The 21,964-nt window shown below is 71.5% G+C and carries 16 protein-coding genes and 1 riboswitch; of the genes, 9 read left to right on the forward strand and 7 right to left on the reverse strand.

The genetic code is table 11. The features are described from left to right. Positions 1-127: 127 nt before the first annotated feature. From ABT352_RS19225 to ABT352_RS19235, 3 genes are all read right to left on the reverse strand, one after another. Positions 128-1,120 carry an Acg family FMN-binding oxidoreductase gene (locus ABT352_RS19225; RefSeq protein WP_350946207.1) on the reverse strand — a complete coding sequence of 331 codons (993 nt, stop codon included), beginning with the start codon at positions 1,118-1,120 and terminating at the stop codon, positions 128-130. Positions 1,121-1,151: 31 nt separating this feature from the next. Beyond that, a complete protein-coding gene (locus tag ABT352_RS19230; RefSeq protein ID WP_350946208.1) occupies positions 1,152-1,814 on the reverse strand; it encodes a CBS domain-containing protein in 663 nt (220 codons plus the stop codon). A gap of 168 nt (positions 1,815-1,982) precedes the next feature. Further along, positions 1,983-4,298, reverse strand: a complete 2,316-nt coding sequence (locus ABT352_RS19235; RefSeq protein ID WP_350946209.1) for a phosphoketolase family protein — start codon at positions 4,296-4,298, stop codon at positions 1,983-1,985. Between the two features lie 333 nt (positions 4,299-4,631). Between ABT352_RS19235 and ABT352_RS19240 the strand changes: the two genes are divergently transcribed. Next, positions 4,632-5,819: an FAD-dependent monooxygenase gene (locus ABT352_RS19240; RefSeq protein WP_350946210.1), complete on the forward strand. Its 1,188-nt coding sequence runs from the start codon at positions 4,632-4,634 to the stop codon at positions 5,817-5,819. A gap of 114 nt (positions 5,820-5,933) precedes the next feature. Here ABT352_RS19240 and ABT352_RS19245 read toward each other — a convergent pair whose 3' ends face one another. Together ABT352_RS19245 and ABT352_RS19250 are read right to left on the reverse strand one after the other, a co-directional pair. Next, a complete protein-coding gene (locus tag ABT352_RS19245; protein WP_350946379.1) occupies positions 5,934-6,269 on the reverse strand; it encodes an ArsR/SmtB family transcription factor in 336 nt (111 codons plus the stop codon). Positions 6,270-6,271: 2 nt separating this feature from the next. Further along, positions 6,272-6,466, reverse strand: coding sequence for a hypothetical protein (locus ABT352_RS19250; protein ID WP_350946211.1), 195 nt, complete (start codon positions 6,464-6,466; stop codon positions 6,272-6,274). A gap of 296 nt (positions 6,467-6,762) precedes the next feature. On the opposite strand from ABT352_RS19250, the gene ABT352_RS19255 reads away from it, so the two are divergent. After that, positions 6,763-6,930 (forward strand): DUF3073 domain-containing protein, encoded by a 168-nt coding sequence (locus tag ABT352_RS19255; protein WP_350946212.1) that lies wholly within the window; start codon positions 6,763-6,765, stop codon positions 6,928-6,930. 724 nt (positions 6,931-7,654) lie between these two features. After that, a complete protein-coding gene (gene speB, locus ABT352_RS19260; protein ID WP_350946213.1) occupies positions 7,655-8,710 on the forward strand; it encodes an agmatinase in 1,056 nt (351 codons plus the stop codon). A 14-nt stretch (positions 8,711-8,724) separates the two neighbouring features. On the opposite strand, the gene ABT352_RS19265 is transcribed toward speB, so the two are convergent. Further along, on the reverse strand, positions 8,725-9,174 hold the full coding sequence (locus tag ABT352_RS19265) for a hypothetical protein (RefSeq protein ID WP_350946214.1): 450 nt from the start codon (positions 9,172-9,174) through the stop codon (positions 8,725-8,727). 463 nt (positions 9,175-9,637) lie between these two features. Here ABT352_RS19265 and ABT352_RS19270 point away from each other — a divergent pair, with 463 nt between their 5' ends. From ABT352_RS19270 to ABT352_RS19280, 3 genes are all read left to right on the forward strand, one after another. Then, positions 9,638-10,675, forward strand: coding sequence for a CHAP domain-containing protein (locus ABT352_RS19270; RefSeq protein WP_350946215.1), 1,038 nt, complete (start codon positions 9,638-9,640; stop codon positions 10,673-10,675). A 180-nt stretch (positions 10,676-10,855) separates the two neighbouring features. After that, a complete protein-coding gene (locus ABT352_RS19275) occupies positions 10,856-11,791 on the forward strand; it encodes a siderophore-interacting protein (protein ID WP_350946216.1) in 936 nt (311 codons plus the stop codon). A 182-nt stretch (positions 11,792-11,973) separates the two neighbouring features. After that, positions 11,974-13,815: a glycoside hydrolase family 15 protein gene (locus ABT352_RS19280; RefSeq protein ID WP_350946217.1), complete on the forward strand. Its 1,842-nt coding sequence runs from the start codon at positions 11,974-11,976 to the stop codon at positions 13,813-13,815. A gap of 121 nt (positions 13,816-13,936) precedes the next feature. On the opposite strand, the gene cobN is transcribed toward ABT352_RS19280, so the two are convergent. Next, on the reverse strand, positions 13,937-17,638 hold the full coding sequence (cobN, locus tag ABT352_RS19285; RefSeq protein ID WP_502992873.1) for a cobaltochelatase subunit CobN: 3,702 nt from the start codon (positions 17,636-17,638) through the stop codon (positions 13,937-13,939). A gap of 249 nt (positions 17,639-17,887) precedes the next feature. Continuing rightward, positions 17,888-18,076: riboswitch (cobalamin riboswitch) on the reverse strand. Between the two features lie 24 nt (positions 18,077-18,100). Between cobN and ABT352_RS19290 the strand changes: the two genes are divergently transcribed. Genes ABT352_RS19290 through ABT352_RS19300 form a run of 3 tightly spaced genes read left to right on the forward strand, consistent with a single transcriptional unit; the run spans position 18,101 to position 21,902 of the window. Beyond that, entirely contained in the window at positions 18,101-19,729 is a 1,629-nt protein-coding gene (locus ABT352_RS19290; protein ID WP_350946219.1) for a ferredoxin-like domain-containing protein, read from the forward strand. Beyond that, positions 19,726-20,352 carry a precorrin-8X methylmutase gene (locus tag ABT352_RS19295; RefSeq protein WP_350946220.1) on the forward strand — a complete coding sequence of 209 codons (627 nt, stop codon included), beginning with the start codon at positions 19,726-19,728 and terminating at the stop codon, positions 20,350-20,352. The genes ABT352_RS19290 and ABT352_RS19295 overlap by 4 nt, the downstream gene beginning before the upstream one ends. A gap of 20 nt (positions 20,353-20,372) precedes the next feature. After that, positions 20,373-21,902, forward strand: a complete 1,530-nt coding sequence (locus ABT352_RS19300) for a precorrin-2 C(20)-methyltransferase (RefSeq protein ID WP_350946380.1) — start codon at positions 20,373-20,375, stop codon at positions 21,900-21,902. The last annotated feature ends 62 nt before the right edge of the window (positions 21,903-21,964 follow it).

Below are 21,964 nucleotides of genomic sequence, written 5' to 3' on the forward strand. Positions count from 1 at the left end.
CGCGCCGCACAACACCTTCCCCCCCCCCGTGAGGGCGGAACCGCAGGGTTCGCCGGCCTACCCGGCGGTAGCGGCGGCGCCGCCGCACGCGCGCGTCCACGGCTTTCCTGGTCGCCTCGCGGTTCGGTCAGCGTTCTTCCAGCATGTCGGTGACCGGCCGGCGGACTCCCCTGCCCTCGTCGAAGGTGACGCCCAGACGCATGATCATCTGGGGATACTCCTGCGAGCACAGCTCCTGTCGCAGGAATTCCCGTAGGTGAAACATCTCCAGAGCCTGGGTGTGGAAGGCCGCGCTGAGACCGTGGGCGCAGGCGCGCAGCAGGACGCGCTGCAACGCCTGACCGGCCGTGATCCAGTCCTCGCGGGAGTCGCCCTTCGTGGTCAGGACCGCCACGACACCGGTGGAGACGGAGAAGAACTGATCGCTCTCGTTGCCCCAGGGATGGCCGTGGGTGTAGTCACGCTGGGCGAAGTGCGGGCGGGTCCGCCGGGGAGTGCGCGGGTAGCCCTCGGCCGGGACCCCGTCCGCGCGGGCGCTACCCGGCGGCCGTGCCCAGCGGATCAGCTCCAGCGACAGCGCCCGGTCCTGCGACTGCACGTCCTGGGCGGCGCAGGTGATCGCGGCGAGCACCCGGATCGCCGCCTCGGAGCGGACCGGCGTCAGCCGCGCCCCCTCACCCTCCGCCTCGGCCACCAGTGTCTCGACAAGACGCTCCGGGACGGGCAGCTCGGTGAAACCGGCCCGGTGGGTGCGGCGGCGCTCGATCTCGGCATACAGCAGCCGGGCGCTCTCGTCGGCGGGTATGGCCGCTCCCGGCCGTATCGTGGCCAGCAGCGCCGGGCGGTCGGGGTCGGGCAGCACGCGCACCTGCGGCTCGTAGCCGAGCGCGCGCAGCGCGAGCCGCACGTTCATCAGGGCCGCGCCACAACTGATCAGCATCTCCCGGCCGGCGGCGTCACCGATCCGCAGTTTCCTGTCGCTGTCGGCGCGCAACGCGATCTCGTCGCCGTCGACCCCGAAGGACCACGGCTGGGTGTTGTGCACCGACGGCGCCCACGTGGCGGCCTGAAGCGCCGTGCGGATCACCGAGGTGATCTCCTCGGCGGTGCGGACGTTCATGATCTTCCCCTTGTCCATGGTCTCGCCCCTGTCACAGGAACGGCGGAACGGGAACGAGGTCATCGGACCGGCAGGTGAGGGCGTTCTCGACCTCGATGACGCCCTCGATCTCGCCGACCGCCGCGACCAGGGGGGCGATCTGCGACCGGAAGGGGAGCCGTCCCCTCAGCGTGACCACCCCCGCCTCGACGGCGACGCTCATCGTCTCCGGGGGGACGGCGAGCCGGTCACGGACCTCGGCGACCTCGCGTTCGATCTCCTCGGGCGGGCGGGCGAAGACCTGGAGCAGATCGCTCTGGTGAACGGTGCCGGTGATACGCCCGGTGACCGCGTCGATCACCGGTAGCTGCTTGATCCGATGCCGGTGCATCAGCCGTGCCGCGTCCCGCACGGCGGTGTCCTTCGTGATGGTGATCGCGGGGGTGGTCATGATCTGCCTGGCCGTGCCGCCCGCGGCCTTACGGTGCTCCTGGCGTCTTTTGTGACTGTCGAAGACGCCGCCGGCGCGCGCGCCCGAATCGGTCTCCCTGAGCAGGAGATCGTCGTCGGAGACCATGCCGATGGGATGATCGTCGGCGTCGATGACGGTGAGCGCGCCGACCTTGAAGCGCCGCATGGCGTCGACCATCTCGGTGAACGTCGCCTCCGGCCGCACCGCGATCGCCGTGCCGCCCATGACTTCCCTGACCTTCATGACGAACCTCCTCGCATCGAGCATCGCAAGGCGGTCCTGGAGACGTCAGCGGCGAAAGTCCCTGATCAGGAGGACTTATGGTCTGCGCACGACGATGATCTCCCGGATCCCCCGTCCCGGCGCCCCACACCCGTCCGAGGGCGGACGCGGGGCGCCGGGACGGGTCCTTTAGTGGGGCCAGGCCCAGTCGCGGATCTCGGGCAGGTCCTCACCGTGCTCACGGGTGTAGGCCCGGGCGGTCAGGCGGGCGTCGGCCATGTGCTGGCGCAGGTGCGCCGACCGCTCGGCCAGCCCGGGAACCCGGTCGATGACGTCCATCACGAGGTGGAACCGGTCGATGTCGTTGAGCATGACCATGTCGAACGGCGTGGTCGTGGTGCCCTCCTCCTTGTAACCGCGCACGTGGATGTTCTCGTGACCGTTGCGCCGGTACGTCAGGCGATGGATCAGCCACGGATAGCCGTGGAAGTTGAAGATGATCGGCCGGTCGGCGGTGAACACCGTGTCGAAGTCCGCGTCCGACATGCCGTGCGGATGCTCCGACGGCGGCTGCAACCGCATCAGGTCCACCACGTTGACCACCCGGACCCGCAGTTCGGGCAGATGCTCACGCAGCAGCGCGGCCGCCGCCAGCGTCTCCAGGGTGGGCACGTCGCCCGCGCACGCCAGCACCACGTCCGGTTCGACGCCGGCGTCGGTGCTGGCCCACTCCAGGATGCCCAGCCCTCGGGTGCAGTGCGCGATCGCCTCGTCCATCCCCATCAGATCCAGCACCGGCTGCTTACCCGCCACGATCACGTTCACGTAGTCGCGCGAGCGCAGGCAGTGATCGGCCGTCGACAGCAGCGTGTTGGCGTCCGGCGGCAGATACACCCGCACCACCTCGGCCTTCTTGTTCATCACCACATCCAGGAAACCGGGGTCCTGGTGGGAGAAGCCGTTGTGGTCCTGGCGCCACACGTGCGACGACAGCAGATAGTTCAGCGAGGCCACCGGACGACGCCAGCCGATCTTCCGCGAGGACTCCAGCCACTTGGCGTGCTGGTTGAACATCGCGTCGATGATGTGGATGAACGCCTCGTAGCAGTTGAACAACCCGTGGCGGCCGGTCAGCAGGTAGCCCTCGAGCCAGCCCTGACACAGGTGCTCGCTGAGCACCTCCATGACCCGGCCGCCCGCCTGGAGGTGGTCGTCGCCGTCGCGGATCTCGGCGTTCCAGGCGCGGCCGGTGACCTCGAAGACCGCCTGCAGCCGGTTGGAGGCGGTCTCGTCGGGGCCCATCAGCCGGAAGGTCTCGGGGTTGGCGGCGATGACCTCGCGCAGAAATTCGCCCAGCACCCGGGTGGGCTCACTGCTCGCGGTGGCCGGTGAGGTGACCTTGACCGCGTGCTCGCGAAAATCGCCGAGCGCCAGCGGCCGCAGCAGTTCGCCGCCGTTGGCGTGCGGGTTGGCGCTCATCCGCAGTGGTCCTTCGGGCACCGTGTCCAGGATCTCGGCCACCGGCCGCCCGTCGGCGTCGAACAACTCCTGTGGCCGGTACGAGCGCATCCACTCCTCCAGCATCGCCAGGTGTTCGGCGTTGTCGCGCACCCCCGACAGCGGGACCTGGTGCGAGCGCCAGGTGCCCTCCACCGGCAGGCCGTCGACCCGCTCGGGACCGGTCCACCCCTTCGGCGTCCGCAGAACGATCATCGGCAACCGCTCGGCCCGCCCCCGCCGGTAGTCGGCGATCTGCTCCCAGACCGTCTCCAGTGTCCGGGCCATGAGCGCGTGCATCGCCTCGGGTTCGTCCCCGGCCACCACGTGCGGGCGGTATCCGTACCCCTCCATCAACGCGAGGAGCTCTTCTTCCGGGATGCGGGCCAGCACGGCGGGATTGGCGATCTTGTAGCCGTTCAGGTGCAGGATCGGCAGCACCACGCCGTCACGCCTTGGATCGAGGAACTTGTTGGAATGCCAGCTGGCCGCGAGCGGCCCGGTCTCGGCCTCCCCGTCCCCGATGACACTGGCGACCACCAGCTCCGGGTTGTCGAACGCGGCCCCGTAGGCATGCGCCAGCGCGTACCCGAGCTCCCCGCCCTCGTGGATCGAACCGGGCGTCTCGGGCGCCACATGGCTGGGAATGCCACCGGGAAAGGAGAACTGCCGGAACAACCGCCGCATCCCCTCCCGGTCACGGGAGATGTCGGGATAGCACTCGGTGTAGGAACCCTCCAGCCAGGCGTGCGCCACCGCCGCCGGGCCGCCGTGACCCGGACCGGCGATGTAGATCATGTCCTGGTCGCGTTCGGTGATGATCCGGTTCAGGTGGGCGAAGCAGAAGTTCAGTCCCGGGGTGGTCCCCCAGTGTCCCAGCAGCCGCGGCTTGATGTGCTCGGGCCGCAACGGCTCGGTCAGCAGCGGGTTGTCCAGCAGATAGATCTGACCGACCGACAGATAGTTGGCCGCGCGCCAGTAGGCGTCGACATGCGCGAGTGCGTCCATACATCGACAGTTCCTCGGCTGAGGCGTTCAAACCCCGATACGGCGAACACGTTCGTCACATCGCGCGGCGCGGCCGCACCACGCGCACGAGGGCGTACCGGGACCAACCGGGGCAGGCGCGTCGAAGCACCGGACCTCGCCTCGCCATGATCGACAGCACCTTCCCTCTACCGGATCGGGATGGAATAGACGAAGATCTCCGGGTGAGCCGAGAGTGCCGTACGGACGCGTTCGAAGTCGCCGCGGTTCACATCGCCGGGAGCATCGGGACGCCGCCCCGGCAGCACAGCGGTACCTCGGGGTGAGACGCCATCCGACGAGAGGAGCCCCTGAGTGAAGGTCGCCATTGTCGGCGGAGGTCTCGGCGGGTTGACCGCCGCCCTGCTCCTGCGGCAGGCCGGTGTCGAGGCCGTCGTGTACGAGCAGGCCGCCGAGTTGCGCGAGGTGGGAGCGGGCATCGGGGTGAGTCCCAACATGGTCCGCCCCCTGGTGCGGGCCGGACTCGGCGAGCGGCTGGCCTCCTTCGCCGTCCCCATGGATGCCGCCTGGGAGTTGAGGCGCTGGGAGGACGGCCGGGTGCTGGCCTCCCAGACGATGGGTGAGGAGTGCCGGCGGCTGTACGGCAGCGACTTCTACGTCGCGCACCGCGCCGACCTGCTCGACATGCTGGTGAAGGCGCTGCCCGAGGACGTCATCAGGACAGATCGGCGACTGGAGGTGCTGCGGCAGGATCCCGAGGGGGTCGAGCTGACCTTCGGTACGGCCACAGGCGCGAGGGCGACGGTGGTCGCCGACGCGGTGATCGGCGCCGACGGCATCCACTCGGCGGTCCGGCCTGCGGTCGTCGACGAGGAGCCCCCGCGCTTCTCCGGGCTCTGCGCCTACCGGTGCCTCATCGACGCCGAGCGGGCCCCTGAGCTGTCGGTGCGCCGGGTGCAGACGCTCTGGCTGGGGCCGGGGCGCCACTTCGTTCACTACCCGATCAGGGACAGAAAGCTGATCAACGTCGTCGCGATCGTGCCCGCGGGCGAGTGGCGCGTCGAGTCGTGGACGGCCGACGGGCGGCTTGAGGACCTGAGGGGCGAGTTCGAGACCTGGGACCCTCGGCTGAGAGGGCTGATCGACGCGGCCACCGCGACCAAGCGCTGGGCCCTGTACGACCGCTCTCCCCTGGAACGCTGGACGTCGGGGCGGGTGACCCTGCTGGGGGACGCCGCCCACTCGATGCTGCCCTTCCTCGGTCAGGGCGCCGCCCAGGCGGTCGAGGACGCGGTGGTGCTCGCGATCTGCCTGCGCGAGGCCACCCGCGAGACGGCGGCGGAGGCGCTGGCCCGCTACGAGAGGATCCGCAGGCCCCGGGCCTCGCAGGTGCAGCTGATGAGCCGGGGCCGCGAGGTGCTGAACCATCTGCCCGACGGGCCCGCCCAGCTGGAACGCGACGCGGCCCTGGCCGCCAGTAGTCCGCTCCGGCAGAGCGCCTGGCTTTACGGCCATGACCCCGAGACCGCCGTGGCGGACTGAGACGACGATCCCGGACGCGGATCGGACGGCGGGCCCGACAGCGAGCTCGGAGCCGGGTTCACCCGCAGACGACGCCTCGGCGAGGCGTGCCGTCGCGCTCGGGCAGGGCCCCGTTCATCTGCCGGCCTCGGCGCGCAGCTCGGCGAGCAGCTCGCCCTGCTCGGCGAGAACCTCGGCCAGGATCGATCGCGCCACGGACATCAGGTCGGCCAGGTCCCTGGTGGACAGGGCGTAGACGACGGTGGCGCCGTCCCGGGTGGCGGTCACGACTCCCGCGCGGCGCAGCACGGCGAGTTGCTGGGAGAGGTTGGAGGCCTCGACGTCGATGGCGCTCAGCAGGTCCCGCACCGGCCGGGGGCCGTCCTGGAGAAGCTCCAGGACCTGGATGCGGACCGGATGGCCGAGGGTGCGGAAGAATTCGGCCTTGGCCTGGTGCAGCGGCACCGGCATGATCACGCAGCTCCGGCGGCAGGCCCGCCACCGGCGTGTCGTACGTCGACGCCGTGCTGGTCGGCGATGCGCAACAGGTTCTCCAGGCGCCCGGACAGGACCTCGATCGCGTGGTCGTCGAAGGCCTGGCGCATGAGCTCCAGCTCGCCGTCGACATCGGCGATGCGTGCCCGTAGCTCCGCCGCGAACTCGCTCATGTCCCCCACCTCCCGTGGATCAGGTCACTCCCCGGCGTCTGGTTTTATCGGCACACCGTTCCTCATGATGTGGCAAATTGCATAATTCTTCAAATCGTAATGACGTTGGCTATGATGGCGAAGGCCGTTTTCCACCAGGGCCCGCGGCCGGTTCGAGCCCGATCGATGACGGATCGACCGCGAAGCGGGATACTTGGTACGGCTACCGCAGACTGACCTGCGGCGTCAGAGCGCGCCAGCCGGCGATGCGACAGTGACGAGGGGCCGAGCACGGCCTGCGCGAGGGAGTACAGCCAATGGGACGGGGCCGAGCCAAGGCTAAGCAGACGAAGGTTGCCCGTGAGCTGAAGTACAGCAGCCACAGCATGGATCTTGACCGGTTGCGCAAGGAGCTTGGCGCCGGCGACGATCCCGCGCCGGAGAGCGAGGCCGACGACCCCACCGGTGAGCCCACCGGCAGGTGACACCGCGGACGGGCCCTGCCCCCGGCTGCCCCCCGACCGGCCCCGCCCGGCCGCCATGACACCGGCGGAGTCCGGCCCTCGGACCTCGCGACTCCGTCGTGAGGGTTCTTCTCGGCGTACCGTGCGGCCGTGAGCCGCTCGAGGGACATATCGATCGGCGGTGAACCCCCGAGGCGGTGTCCGCCGCGCCGGGGCGAATTCCGCGCAACATCCGGCAACATCATTGAGGCACCCGCCCAGGGCTGCTTACCGTCACGGTTGTGCGTACCGCAGCGTCGCGGTCGCACTCCCGGTCAGCGCGTCGACGGAGAGCTCTGGCGGGTCCCATTCATCTCTCGGTGGCCGGCTTCCCTTCCTCGCCGGGCATCCGGGATCCGCCAGTTCACACGCCGTGGCCCCGGGACGAATCGCCGGATCGCGCGAGGTCGTGCCTCGCGCGGGCGGAAAGTCTCCCCGGGCCACGGCCACCATCGACCTCCCCGCCTTCACCGCGCCTCAGCGTGCCTTGCGACCTATCGCCCGGGATCGCCTGAGCCCTCCGGACAGACAGCACGGCTGACACATGTCCCGACTTGTCCGGTTATGCTGGCTGGTCCGATGGACCTGACCGGGTGGAGTTCTCGATGACGATCTCCTGCGGGGTGGCCGGAGCCACTTCGCGAGCCGTGCCCGGCGGCGACGGGCCGCGACACGCGCGGGCCGGGACCTTCCCGCCGGAGGAACAGTGACGAACCGCTACGGGTCCCAGTTCGGGCCCGACATCACCTTCCTCGGCGTCGAACGGTGCTCGCTGGACGATCCCGCGAGCTACGCGGGCGCCGACGTCGTGATCGTGGGCGCGCCGTTCGACGGCGGCACCTCACACCGGCCCGGCGCGCGCTTCGGACCGCAGGCGATCCGGATGACCGACTACCTGCCGCACGACGGGGCGCGCCCCAGCCTGGCGCTGCGCACCGACGGTCTGCGCGACCTGCGCGTCCTGGACGCGGGTGACGTCGAGATGCCGCCGGGCGACATCGCGACGTCACTGGCCGCGCTGGAGTCCGCCGTCGAGAAGGTCGCCCGTTCGGGGGCCATCCCGGTGATCCTGGGCGGTGACCACTCGATCGCCTTCCCCGATGCCAAGGGGGTGGCCAACGTCCTCGGGCACGGCCGGATCTCGATGATCCACTTTGATGCCCACGCGGACACCGGCGACATCGAGTTCGGCTCGCTGTGGGGCCACGGGCAGCCGATGCGCCGGCTCATCGAGTCGGGGGCACTGCGCGGCGACCGTTTCCTGCAGGTCGGCCTGCGCGGCTACTGGCCGCCGCCGGAGACGCTGGACTGGATGGCCGAACGGGCGATGCGCTCGTACGAGATGACCGAGATCGTGCACCGGGGCCTGGACGAGTGCCTGACCGAGGCGTTCGCCATCGCCGTCGACGAGTGCGACGGCGTCTTCCTGTCCGTCGACATCGACGTGTGCGATCCGGGTCACGCCCCCGGCACCGGAACCCCGGAGCCGGGTGGCATCACCGCGCGCCAGCTCCTGGACTCCGTACGGCGCATCTGCCTGGAGCTGCCGGTCGTCGGCGTCGACGTCGTGGAGGTCAGCCCGCCCTACGACCACGCCGACATCACCGCCGCGCTGGCCAACCGCGTGGTCCTTGAGGCGTTGAGCGCCATCGCGCGGCGGCGGCGCGACGCCCGGGACGGGACCGTCTGGAACCCGCTGCTGCCGCTGCTCGCCGAACGCCCGGACCGCGGGGCCGACCGGCCGGGCGGTCCGGACCGCTGACCCGCCCCAGAGACCTATCTGGCTCTCGGGCGGTTGCCCCATTTGGGCCTGCGGAACAGGTCTCGGCGTTCCAGCAGGTAGACGAGCTTCGAGGCCGCGGTCCTGACGGCCTCCTCGTGGCGGTGGCGCTTCTGCGGGACGACGGCGCTCCAGCGCTCCAGCAGGAGGGCGATCTCCTCGGCGAGTTCACCGATCACTCGGTAGCGGGTGCTGAAGGCGTAGAGGTCTCCGTGTATCTCACCCACCAGGTCCTCGTCGACCCGGTGGGCGAGCGGCCTGACCCTGCTGAGGATCCCCGCCTCCATCGCCGGGGTGACCGGTGCCCGGCGGGCGTCGCCCTCGGGCACCATGATGAGGGCGCGGACCCGCGCGACGGCCAGGGCGCGCTCGGCCTGCGGGGTCGCGGGGTGCTCGGCGAGGTCCAGGAGGCGGCGGAGGGTCTCCTGCGTCTTGTCGTCGAACATGGAAAACCCGTTCCGCCTTCGCGTCCGCATTGCCGCCGGACCGGGAGGAAAAGGGGGAAGGTCTCGGCATCGGCACCCACGCATGCCGCGCACGTGCCATCACATGCTATTCGACCCGATGGACTCTGATAGGCGGGACGCGTACCGGTGTGACCGGTGAGCGCGGGGTGAGTCGAGATATGCCCGGAAAGCGAGAGAGCCGCCGGCGTCCCGGACCTCATCCGTCGCCGGACACCCGGGTTGTGGTGTCGCGCCGGGACCGGGGCGGACAGCCGGACGATGGTACGTGCTGCGGGGACGCGTTTCCCGCCTTTCACCGGATCCGGTATGGGATGACCTCTCAGCTCGGCTTTTTCCGCAAATAGCCCCACTTCTCAATTTTTCTGCGAATACAGTCCAGTTTTGTCGGACGGCGCCCCCTTCTCTGAAGGGTGGAGGAGAGTGGACGGGGTGGCTCACAGCCATGGATCCGATCGGTGACGATCTGCTCAGGACCATCAAGCCCGAACTCGGGTACCGGGAGGGGCCGGGCCAGCACAGCAAGTTCGGCGAGTGGTACGCGGTCAACGTGGCCCAGGACCCGCAGTACAGGACCGCCCCCTGGTGCGCGATGTTCATCGCCTGGGCGGCGGAGAAGGCGGGGGTGCAGGAGTACGTGGGGCAGTTCGCCTGGACCCCTTCACAGGCCCGCTGGTTCGAGAACCACGGCGCGTGGACACGGACGCCGGAGCCGGGGGCCCTGGTCTTCTTCGACTGGTCGGGCGGCAAGGACATCAAGGGGATCGACCACGTCGGCATCGTGGAAAGCGTGAACGGTGGAACGATCCACACCATCGAGGGGAACGTCGACCGGGTCTGGCTGAAGCGTAAGACCCGCGACCAGAGCAAGGTCGTCGGCTACGGCCTGCCCCGCAAGGTCAAGGAGAAACTGACGGCCGTCCCGGGAAAGGACGGCACCGCTCCACAGGTGGCGGGACGGATCGAGGTCCGTCCCGCGCTCGCCCCCGGCGCGACGACCTCTTCCGACACCCCTGCAACGCTTCCCGTCTCCATGGAGACCGCCGCGATCGCCGGACTGCTCACCTTCATCCTCGGCACCACGTTCGTCCTGTCCCGGCTGCGCCTTCGTGCCTCCCGCGTCCCGGCGGGGCGGCATCGCAGGAGGAACGGGCGGGGCGAACGCGCCGATCCGTGGATCGGCATGGCACCTCCGGTCGCCGAGACGCTCCCTCGCGCGCAGACACCTCCGGACCGGCAGGCGCTCCCCTCGACCCTGGTGTCCCATCCGGGCGACCGGCCGGACGGCGCGCCCCTGATCCGCGAGACGATCCGGGTGAGCAGGCCGAGCTGGGCGTACGAGCCGTACCGCGCGAGCCTGCCCGAACGCGCCGACGGCGTCTTCGGCCGCACCGGCACCCGCATCGCCGGGCCGGACCCGGAGGGGAGGTCGCGGCGCGGCACGCTGGAGACACACGAGGGCGAGGAGGCGCGGGCCGCATGACCGATCTCGCCCGTAACAGGGGGAGATCGGACAGGATCACCTGGGCACGTGCAGGAACGAAAGGATTGGACAGCCATAGACAGCATCAGATGGCCACATGTCAGGCCACGACGGGTTGCTCAATAAGGTTAGGCAAAGCTAAGTTGCTGAGGACGGCATTCCCTCGGTGAAGGCGGCACGATGACAGCGGGCGGCGAGCAGACCCTTGAGCGCGCGGCGGAGGTCCCGGCCTATCGCGGCCACCAGGTGGCGGTCCTGCGGACGGAGCGGCTCAGCCCGAGCTTCGTGCGGGTCACCTTCGGCGGCGAGGATCTGGCGGGCTTCGCCGACAACGGTTTCGACCAGCGGATCAAGGTGATCCTCCCGCTGCCCGACGGCAGCATCACCCCCCTGGGCGAGGGGGCCGACTGGTACCAGCGGTGGCGGGCGCTCCCCGACGAGCTGCGCAACCCGATCCGCACCTACACCGTCCGCGCCGTACGGCCCGAGCAGCGCGAACTCGACGTCGACTTCGTCCTGCACGGCGAGACCGGCCCCGCCTCCCGATGGGCGGCCCACGCCTCCCCCGGTGACCGGGTCGTGGTGGTCGGCCCCAACGCCGCGCACCCCGGCCCCACCGGCGGCCAGGAGTGGGCCCCGCCCGCCGGGGCGTCACACCTGCTGCTCGCCGGCGACGAGACGGCCGTGCCCGCCATCGCCGCGATCGTCGAGTCGCTGTCCGGCTCCGTGCGCGCCACGGCGCTGCTGGAGATCCCCAAGGCCGCCGACGCGCTCCGGCTCGACGTCCGCCCGGGCGTGAAGGTCACCTGGCTGCCCCGCGGGGGAGCCCGCCACGGCGACCTGCTCATCCCGGCCGTACGCGAGACCCTGGGCGCGCTCACCGCCGAGCGCGCCGTCACCGGCGCCGCGAACCCGCTGGAGGACGTCGACGTCGACGCGGAGATCCTCTGGGAGGTCCCCGAGGCCCCGAAGGGCGACGGCCTGTACGCGTGGCTGGCCGGCGAGGCGGGCATGGTCAAGCTGCTCCGCCGCCACCTGGTGCAGGAGACCGGCGTCGACCGCTCCTCGGTGGCCTTCATGGGCTACTGGCGGCTGGGACGCTCGGAAAGCACCTGAACAGGGCCCTGCCCATGCCGCCACGCACACCGGTGCCCGGTGACATGGCCCTCACCGGGGCGCCTTTGCCCTCACCCGCGCGAAACCTGCCGACTCCTTGACGCCGGGTGGACCCCGGCAGGTGTGCGGGCCACGTAGCTTGAGGGCGTGAGGTGCCCCGCTCGCGACGTGAGAAGGCCGACATGACGGCAGCGGAATCCGCTCGTCAGGATCCGGCGGGCGCCTGCGGATACCGGCCCATCGCCGACCACGGGCTCATCGGCGACCTGCGAACCGCCGCGCTGGTGGACACCGGCGGCACCATCGTCTGGTACTGCTGCCCCCGCTTCGACGCGCCCAGCGTGTTCGGCTCGATCCTGGACGCGAGCCGGGGCGGATCGTTCGAGCTGGGCACCTGGGAACCGGCGAGCACCAAGCAGTTCTACTTCCCCGACACCAACGTGCTGATCACCCGTTTCTTCGCCGCCGAAGGGGTGGGCGAGGTCCAGGACTTCATGCCGATCGTCGGCGGCACGTCCGACGACACCCGGCACCGGCTGATCCGGCGGGTGAGATGCGTGCGCGGGTCGCTGTCGTTCCGCGCCCGGGTGGCTCCGCGCTTCGACTACGGCAGGCAGCCCCACGTCCTGAGCCTGTCCCAGGAGCGGGCGGTCTTCGAGTCGCCGTCGCTGTCGCTGGCCCTGTCCTCCAGCACCGTCCTGGAGGCGGACGGCCAGGACGTGCGCTCGGAGTTCAAGCTCGGCGAGGGCGAGTGCGCGGTGTTCGCCCTCGACAGGTTCGGCGACGACCTGGCGCCGCGCTCGTGCCCGATCGAGGAGGCCGAGGAGGAGTTCGCCGCGACCGTGGCGTACTGGCGCCGCTGGCTGTCCTCCTCGACCTACCGGGGCCGGTGGCGGGAGATGGTGCACCGGTCCGCGCTCACGCTGAAACTCCTCACCTACGCGCCGACCGGCGGGATCGTGGCCGCCGTGACGACCAGCCTGCCCGAGCAGATCGGCGGGGAGCGCAACTGGGACTACCGGTACGTCTGGATCCGCGACTCGGCGTTCTGCGTGTACGCGCTGCTGCGGCTGGGCTTCGGCGAGGAGGCCGAGGCGTTCATGGGGTTTCTGTCACGGCACGTCAGCCGCGACGACGGCGGCGGGCCCTCGGGTCCTCTGCAGATCATGTACGGCGTCGACGGGCGCACCGAGCTCCCCGAGATCGAGCTGGCCCACCTGGAGGGCTACCGGGGCTCGGCTCCGGTGCGCGTCGGGAACGCCGCGGTGGACCAGCTCCAGCTGGACATCTACGGCGCCCTCCTCGACTCGGTCTACCTCTACGACAAGTGGCACCGGCCGATATCCAGCGCTCTCTGGGACGACGTCCACATCCTGGTGGACTGGGTCTGCGACAACTGGGACCGGCCCGACGAGGGCGTGTGGGAGACGCGCGGCGGGCGCAAGGACTTCGTCTACTCGCGGCTGATGTGCTGGGTGGCGATCGAACGGGCCATGCGGATGGCCGCCCACCGCGGGCTGCCCGCCGACACGCCGCGCTGGCAGCTGGCCCGTGACGCGATCTACCGGCAGATCATGCGGCGCGGCTGGTCGGAGGAACTGCGGGCGTTCGTCCAGCACTTCGACGACGACGTCCTCGACTCCTCGGTGCTGATGATGCCGATGACGAAGTTCATCTCCCCCACCGACCCCAAATGGCTGTCGACCCTCGACGCGCTCGGCGCGCACCTGGTGTCCGACTCGCTGGTCTACCGCTACGACCCCGAAGCCAGCCCGGACGGGCTGCGCGGTGAGGAGGGCACGTTCTCGATCTGCTCGTTCTGGTACGTCGAGGGGCTCACCAGGGCCGGACGCCTGGACGAGGCACGGCTCGCGTTCGAGAAGATGCTCACCTACGCCAACCACCTCGGCCTGTACGCCGAGGAGATCGGGCGGACCGGCGAGCAGCTCGGCAACTTCCCGCAGGCCTTCACCCACCTCGCACTGATCAGCGCCGCGTTCAACCTCGACCACGCCCTGGGCTGAACCGCTCCCCTTGGCGTTCCCCCACGCCCGGAGGGGGTGGGAGGAACGCCAAGGGGTCTGGCCGGACATCGCCGAAACGGTGAAACCCGTGGAGCCCGGTGAAAGCGCGGCACCGCCCCGGTCAGACTCCGCCCTCCAGGTCTCCCTCGGACTTGAGGTAGACCTCCTGCAGATCGCGCAGGACGGCGGGGTCGGGGTGCTCCCACATGCCGCGACCGGCCGCCTCCAGCAACCGCTCGGCGATCCCGTGCAGCGCCCACGGGTTGGACCTGGCCATGAACTCCTGGTTCTCCGGGTCCAGCACGTAGGTCGCGGCCAGCTTGTCGTACATCCAGTCGGCTACGACGCCGGTGGTGGCGTCGTAGCCGAACAGGTAGTCGACGGTGGCGGCCAGTTCGAAGGCCCCCTTGTAGCCGTGCCTGCGCATCGCGGCCAGCCAGCGGGGGTTCACCACCCTGGCGCGGAAGATCCTGGACGTCTCCTCGGAGAGCGTCCTGGTGCGGACCGCGTCAGGCCTGGTGCTGTCGCCGACATAGGCGGCCGGGGCCTTGCCGGTGAGCGCCCGGACGGTGGCGATCATGCCGCCGTGATACTGGAAGTAGTCGTCGGAGTCGGCGATGTCGTGCTCGCGGGTGTCGACGTTCTTGGCCGCCACGGCGATCCTGCGGTAGGCCGTCTCCATGTCCTGCCTGGCGGGAACACCGTCGACGTCCCGGCCGTAGGCGAAGCCGCCCCAGACCGCGTACACCTCGGCCAGATCGGCGTCGTCGCGCCAGTTGCGGCTGTCGATCAGCGGCAGCAGCCCGGCGCCGTAGGCCCCGGGCCGGGAGCCGAAGATGCGCATGGTGGCTCTGCGCTCGTCTCCGTGCTCGGCCCGGTCGGCGAGCACGTGCGCCCGCACGTAGTTGAGCTCCTCGGGCTCGGCCAGCCCGGCCACCAGCCGTACGGCGTCGTCCAGCATCGCCACGACGTGCGGGAAGGCGTCGCGGAAGAAGCCACTGATCCGGATGGTGACGTCCACGCGCGGACGACCCAGTTCGCCTGCCGGGATCGGCTCCAGGCCGGTGACGCGGCGCGAGGCCTCGTCCCAGAGCGGCCGCGCGCCCAGCAGCGCCAGCACCTCGGCGACGTCGTCGCCCGCGGTGCGCATCGCGCTGGTCCCCCAGACCGACAACCCGACCGAACGCGGCCAGTCGCCGGTGTCGGCGCGGTAGCGCTCCAGCAGGGAGTCGGCCATCGCCTGGCCGGTCTCCCACGCCAGTCTGCTCGGCACGGCCTTGGGATCGACCGAGTAGAAGTTGCGGCCGGTGGGCAGCACGTTGATCAGCCCGCGCAGCGGCGAACCGCTCGGCCCGGCGGGCACGTAGCCGCCGTCGAGGGCGTGCAGGATCGCGTCGATCTCGTCGGTGGTGCGCGCCAGCCGGGGCACGACCTCGACGGCGGCGAACCGCAGGATCCGCTCCACCTCCCCCAGGTTCGCACCGCGTACGTCGGCCGCGGCGGGCACCCCGGATCCGCCGCCCCGGCCGGTCACCCCGGCCGGGCCCGCCGAGGCGCCGGCGTCGTCGCGGCCGGTGTCGTCGGCCCGGCCCAGGACCTCGGCGGTCACCTCCCCTGCCGCGGCCGGGTCCCAGCCGCGGTGTTCCATCGCCTCGACCAGGGCTCGGGCCAGGGTCTCGGCGTCGTCGACACCGATCCGTCCCGCGCTGCCGTCCTCGGCCAGGCCCAGTGCCTCGCGCAATCCGACGAGCGCCTCGCCACCCGCCCACATCTGCCGGGCGCGGAGCATGGCCAGGACCAGGTCGACGCGCGGCCCCCCTTCTGGGGCGGCTCCCAGCACGTGCAGGCCGTCGCGGATCTGAACGTCCTTGACCTCGCACAGCCAGCCGTCGATGTGCAGCAGGAAGTCGTCGAACTCGGCGTCGTGGGGACGGTCGGCGACCCCGAGGTCGTGGTCGAGCCTGGCGGCCTGGATGAGCGTCCAGATCTGGGCGCGGATCGCGGGCAGCTTGGCCGGGTCCATCGCCGCGATGGAGGCGTGCTCGTCGAGGAGCTGCTCCAGCCTGGCCATGTCCCCGTAGCTGTCGGCGCGGGCCATCGGCGGGACGAGGTGGTCGACCAGGGTGGCGTGGGCGCGGCGCTTGGCCTGGGTGCCCTCGCCCGGGTCGTTCACCAGGAACGGGTAGACGAGCGGCAGGTCGCCGAGCGCGGCGTCCGGGCCGCAGGAGGCCGACAGGCCCGCCGACTTGCCGGGCAGCCACTCCAGGTTGCCGTGCTTGCCCACGTGGACCACGGCGTGCGCGCCGAAGCCGTCGGCCAGCCAGCGGTAGGCGGCCAGGTAGTGGTGGCTGGGCGGCAGGTCGGGGTCGTGGTAGATCGCGATGGGATTCTCGCCGAAGCCGCGCGGCGGCTGCACCATGACCACCACGTTGCCGGAACGCAGCGCGGCCAGCACGATCTCGCCCTCGGGATCGCGTGAGCGGTCCACGAACAGCTCGCCGGGCGCCGGGCCCCAGTGCTCCTCCATCCGGGCGCGCAGGTCCGCGGGGAGGGTGGCGTACCACTCGGCGTACCGGCTCGCCGCGATGCGCACCGGGTTTCCCGCGAGCTGTTCCTCGGTGAGCCAGTCCTGGTCCTGCCCGCCCGCGGCGATCAGCGCGTGAATGAGCGCGTCGCCGTCCTGCCCGCTCACCCCGGGCAGCTCGTCCTCGGCGCCGATGTCGTAACCGCGCTCGCGGAGCGCGGCCAGCAGCCGCACCAGGCTGGCCGGGGTGTCCAGGCCGACGGCGTTGCCGATGCGCGCGTGCTTGGTGGGATAGGCCGACAGCATCAGCACCAGCCGCCGCTCGGCGGGCGGGATGTGCCGCAGCGCGGCGTGGCGCACCGCGATGCCCGCCACCCGCGAGGCCCGCTCGGGGTCGGCCACGTAGACGGTGAGCCCGTCCTCGTCGATCTCCTTGAAGGAGAACGGCACCGTGATGATCCGTCCGTCGAACTCGGGGATCGCGACCTGGGTGGCGGCGTCCAGCGGGGACAGGCCGTCGTCGTTCTCCTCCCAGGAGGCCCGGCTGCTCGTCAGGCACAACCCCTGCAGGATCGGCACGTCCAGCTCGGCGAGCGCGCCGACGTCCCATGCCTCGTCGTCCCCGCCCGCCGACGCGGTCGCCGGACGGGTGCCGCCCGCGGCGAGCACGGTCACCACCAGGGCGTCCACCGTGCGCAGGACCTCCAGCAGGCCGGGTTCCGCGGTGCGCAGCGAGGCGCAGTACACCGGCAGCGCCCGCGCGCCCGCGTCCTCGATCGCCGAGCAGAGCACTTCGACGAAGGCGGTGTTCCCCGCCACGTGGTGGGCCCGGTAGTAGAGCACCCCGACGACGGGTCCGTCCTGGCCGCGCGTCTCGCGCGCGAGCGTTCCCCAGGTGGGGGTGGGCTCGGGCGCGGCGAACCCGTGGCCGGTGAGCAGCAGCGTGTCGGACAGGAAGTGATGCAGCTCGGTCAGGTTGGCCGGGCCGCCGTGGGCGAGGTAGGCGTGCGCCTCGGCGCAGACCCCGCCGGGCACGGTGGACAGCTCCATCAGCTCGGCGTCCGGCGCCTGCTCGCCGCCGAGGACGACGACGGGCCGGGGTCCGGCGAGCAGCGCGTCCAGCCCCTCCTCCCAGGCGCGGCGCCCGCCGAGCAGGCGGACCACGACCAGGTCGGCGCCCTCCAGCAGCGGCGGGAGGTCGGCGGCGGTGAGTCTGGCGGGGTTGCCGAGCCGGTAGTCCGCGCCGCTCGCGCGGGCGCTCAGCAGGTCGGTGTCGGAGGTCGAGAGCAGCAGGATCACGCGCCACACCCCGGCAGAGGAGTGGCGGTACGGCCCGCGGGAGCCGCGATGCGGCGGGAGAGCGGCGACGTCGCGGTGTGACGCGGGAGCGGCGGTGTCACACCGTGATGTGGCGACCGCGATGCCGCGTCGTGATGGGAAGACCACGATGCCGCGGTGTGGCGGGGGAACGGCGATGTCGCGGTGTGGCGGGGGAACGGCGAAAAGCGCACGGAGCTTCCTCCCTCGGGGTCCTCGCCCCGGGTCGTCGTCGGCCACGACGGCTGGAGTCTCCTGGCTCCCGGATCGGTGCTCACCCCGGCCTTCCCGTCCTTCGTCGGACAGTGGCCCGGGTGGGGTTCGCTCCCCGGTTACAGTGGCGGGACCGCGCCGGATTCACACCGGCTTCCTCCCTTGCCGTCGCCATCGATGACACTACGGCAGTCCGGGTCATTGCAAGAAACTGGCATTAACATCCTCTGAGTGTCTATTGCCGACTTTTCCGGACGATCGCGACTCGACGCGTGCCCCGGGGCCCTCCAGGTCCACCCCGCCGCGGACGGCGGCCTGGCCCGCGTCCGCGTACCCGGAGGTCGTCTCACCCCCTCCCAGCTGCGCGAACTCGCCGACGCCGCCACGGCGTACGGCAACGGCGTCATCGAGCTCACCTCCCGGGCGAACGTCCAGGTGCGCGGTCTCGGGCCGGAGAATCCAGAAAGCGGTCCGGAAAACGGATTCGCCGCGCGGATGGCGAAAGCGGGCCTGCTGCCCTCGGCGACACACGAGCGCATCCGCAACATCCTCGCCTCCCCGCTGACCGGAGTGGACGGACCGGCCGAACCAAACGAACCCGGCAGACCGGCTGGATCGGCCGAACCAAACAAGTTCGGCAGACCGAACAGACCAGCCGGACCCGCCGAACCAGGCGGAATCGACGAGCCAAGCGGACCGAGCGGACCGAGCGGCGGGGATGCTCCGAACGGCACGAAAACGAACGGCCGTGGGATCGCCGACATCACCCCTCTGATCGGCGAACTGGATCGACGGCTGTGTGCCCGCCCGGCCCTCGCCGCCCTGCCGGGACGGTTCATGTTCGCCCTCGACGACGGACGGGGAGACGTGGCCGGCCTGGGCGCGGACGCCACGATCCTGCCCACGGCACCGGACGAGGCCGCGCTGCTCCTCGCCGGAACCGACACCGGCCTGCGCGTACCGCTCGACGAAGCCGTGACCGTCCTGCTCGCCGCCGCCGAGGCGTTCCTCGACGAACTGGCCACCCGGGACGTCACCGCCTGGCGGATCGCCGAACTTCCCGACGGGCCCTCCCGGATCGCCACCCGGATGCGAACCGCTCTCGGACTCCCCGACACGCCCCCCTTCGAACCGGTGAGACCGCACGTCGTGACCTCCGGGCCGGTCGGCGTCATCGAGGGCACGGACCGGCGAGGGAACCGAACCGGCGTCACCGGAGAGACAGGTCCCGGAAAAGCCGCAGGCCACGGAGACAGGGACACGGACGGTCCAGGAAACGAGGGCACGCGGGTGGCGCTCGGGGTGGCGATCCCCCTGGGGCGGCTGACCTCCGCGCAGGCACTGCTGCTCGCCGACGCCGCCTCGGGCGGGGAGATCCGGCTCACGCCATGGCGCGGTGTGGTCCTGCCCGGCCTGGACCGCGCCGAGGTCACGGGCACGGCCGCCCGTCTGGAGGCCGCCGGGCTGGCCGTCGACCCCGCCTCCCCCTGGATCGGTGTGACGGCCTGCACCGGCCGCCCCGGCTGCGCCAAATCCCTCGCCGACGTCCAGGCCGACGCCGCCACCGCCACCGCCACCGCCACCGGCATGATTTCGCCGTCCAGAAGCGAACTCTCCGGAAACGAGCCTTCCCGGAGCGAACTCGGCATGGCCCCGCCGTCCACGATGGGGCCGGGCACCGATACGCTCCCCGTGCACTGGGCGGGCTGCGCCAGGCGCTGCGGCCGCCCGAGGGGACGGGTCGCGGACGTGATCGCCACCGGTGACGGTTACCGCCTGGAACTGGACGGCACCGCCCTGACCTGCTCCGGCATCGAGGAGACCGCGGCCGCGGTGGCGGCCGCCAGAGGGGAAATGTGATCGACTACGTCCGCGACGGCGCGGAGATCTACCGCCGCTCCTTCGCCACCATCCGCGCGGAAGCCGACCTGGACGGCCTGCCCGCAGACGTCGCCCGGGTCGCGGTCCGTATGATCCACGCCTGCGGGATGGTCGACCTGGTGAGCGACCTGCGCTGGTCGCCCGGTGTCGTGGCCTCGGCACGCGAGGCGCTCCAGGCGGGCGCCCCGGTGCTCTGCGACGCCATGATGGTCGCCTCGGGGGTGACCCGGCGCCGCCTTCCCGCGGGCAACGAGGTGATCTGCACCCTCGGCGACCCCCGCGTGCCGGAGCTCGCCGCGCGGCTGGGCACCACCCGCAGCGCCGCGGCACTGGAACTGTGGCGCGACAGGCTCCAGGGCTCGGTGGTCGCGATCGGCAACGCGCCGACCGCGCTGTTCCGGCTGCTGGAGATGGTCGAGGAGGGCGCGGGCCGCCCGGCCGCCGTACTCGGCGTCCCGGTCGGCTTCATCGGCGCCGCCGAGTCCAAACAGGCCCTCGCCGAGCACCCGGCGAGGCTGGAACACCTCGTCGTGAACGGACGCCGGGGCGGAAGCGCGATGACCGCCGCCGCGGTCAACGCGATCGCGAGCGAGGAGGAGTGAGCGGCGACGTGAGCACACGCGTGACCGGACGGCTGTGGGGCGTGGGACTCGGCCCCGGCGACCCCGAGCTGGTGACCGTCAAGGCCGCCCGCCTGATCGGCGAGGCGGACGTGATCGCCTTCCACAGTGCCCGCCACGGCCGCAGCATCGCCCGCTCGGTGGCCGCTCCCTACCTGCGGCAGGGGCAGGTCGAGGAGGCGCTCATCTACCCGCTCACCACCGAGACCACCGACCACCCCGGCGGCTACCAGGGGGCGATCGACGACTTCTACGCCGCCTGCGCGGTGCGGCTGGCCGCCCACCTGGACGCCGGGCGCGACGTGGTGGTGCTGTGCGAGGGCGACCCGCTCTTCTACGGCTCGTACATGCACATGCACAAGCGTCTGTCACACCGCTACGTCACCGAGGTCGTGCCGGGCGTGACGTCGGTGAGCGGCGCCTCGGCGGTCCTGGGCCGCCCGCTGGTCGAGCGGGACGAGGTCCTGACCGTGCTGCCGGGGACGCTCCCCGCCGAGGTGCTCGCCGAGCGCCTGGCCGCCACCGACTCGGCCGCGGTGCTGAAACTCGGCCGTACCTTCACCAAGGTCCGCGACGCGCTGGCCGAGGCCGGGCGTCTCGACGAGGCCTGGTACGTCGAGCGCGCCACCACCGGGCAGCAGCGCCTGGCGCCTTTGGCCGAGGTCGACCCCGGCAGCGTCCCGTACTTCTCGCTGGCGCTGATCCCCAGCCCCGTCAACAGCCCCGTCAACGCGTCGAGCCCCGCGCCCGCCGCCGTAGCCGAGACCCCGGGCGAGGCGAGGGCGCGCGGCGAGGTGGTCGTGGTGGGACTCGGCCCCGCCGGACGTCCGTGGCTGACCCCGCAGGCGCAGGAGGCGCTCGCCGAGGTCGACGAACTCGTCGGGTACGGCCCCTACCTGGACCGCGTCCCGCCCAACCCTCGCCAGCGCCGCCACCCCACCGACAACCGGGTGGAGGCCGAGAGGGCCGCGCACGCGCTGGAACTGGCCGCGGCCGGGTCGAGGGTGGCCGTGGTCTCCTCGGGCGACCCCGGGGTGTTCGCGATGGCCAGCGCGGTGCTGGAGGTGGCGTGCGAGCCGAGGTTCGCGGACGTGCCGGTACGGGTGCTGCCCGGCCTGACCGCGGCGCACGCGGTGGCGAGCAGGGCCGGTGCCCCCCTCGGCCACGACTACTGCGTGCTGTCGCTGTCGGACCTGCTCAAACCCTGGGAGGTGGTCGCCGAGCGGATCAGCGCCGCGGCGAAGGCCGACCTCGTCCTGGCCCTCTACAACCCGGCCTCGAAGAGCCGTACCTGGCAGGTGGCCGCCGCGCGGGACCTGCTGCTCGAGCACCGCGCGCCGCAGACCCCCGTGGTCGTCGGCCGCGACGTCGGCGGGGCCGACGAGCACATGACCGTCACCACCCTCGGCGACCTGGACCCCGGAGCGATCGACATGCGCTGCCTGCTGCTGGTGGGCTCGTCCACCACGCGGGTGGTCGAGCGAGCCGACGGCGAACGGGTGGTGTTCACCCCCCGCCGCTATCCCGCCTGACCCGGACGTGACGGCTCCTCCTCAGTCGTCGAGGAGCCGTCACGTGGTGAGGGCGAGTCCGG

It is taken from the genome of Streptosporangium sp. NPDC000563 (assembly GCF_040299985.1).
Lineage (GTDB): Bacteria > Actinomycetota > Actinomycetes > Streptosporangiales > Streptosporangiaceae > Streptosporangium.

Bases quoted from the DNA above. Each gene is read 5' to 3' on its own strand.
- ABT352_RS19225 (WP_350946207.1), bottom strand. From the start codon at position 1,120: ATGAACGTCCGCACCGCCGAGGAGATCACCTCGGTGATCCGCACGGCG.
- ABT352_RS19230 (WP_350946208.1), bottom strand. From the start codon at position 1,814: ATGAAGGTCAGGGAAGTCATGGGCGGCACGGCGATCGCGGTGCGGCCG.
- ABT352_RS19235 (WP_350946209.1), bottom strand. From the start codon at position 4,298: ATGGACGCACTCGCGCATGTCGACGCCTACTGGCGCGCGGCCAACTAT.
- ABT352_RS19245 (WP_350946379.1), bottom strand. From the start codon at position 6,269: ATGCCGGTGCCGCTGCACCAGGCCAAGGCCGAATTCTTCCGCACCCTC.
- ABT352_RS19250 (WP_350946211.1), bottom strand. From the start codon at position 6,466: ATGAGCGAGTTCGCGGCGGAGCTACGGGCACGCATCGCCGATGTCGAC.
- ABT352_RS19255 (WP_350946212.1), top strand. From the start codon at position 6,763: ATGGGACGGGGCCGAGCCAAGGCTAAGCAGACGAAGGTTGCCCGTGAG.
- ABT352_RS19265 (WP_350946214.1), bottom strand. From the start codon at position 9,174: ATGTTCGACGACAAGACGCAGGAGACCCTCCGCCGCCTCCTGGACCTC.
- ABT352_RS19270 (WP_350946215.1), top strand. From the start codon at position 9,638: ATGGATCCGATCGGTGACGATCTGCTCAGGACCATCAAGCCCGAACTC.
- ABT352_RS19275 (WP_350946216.1), top strand. From the start codon at position 10,856: ATGACAGCGGGCGGCGAGCAGACCCTTGAGCGCGCGGCGGAGGTCCCG.
- ABT352_RS19280 (WP_350946217.1), top strand. From the start codon at position 11,974: ATGACGGCAGCGGAATCCGCTCGTCAGGATCCGGCGGGCGCCTGCGGA.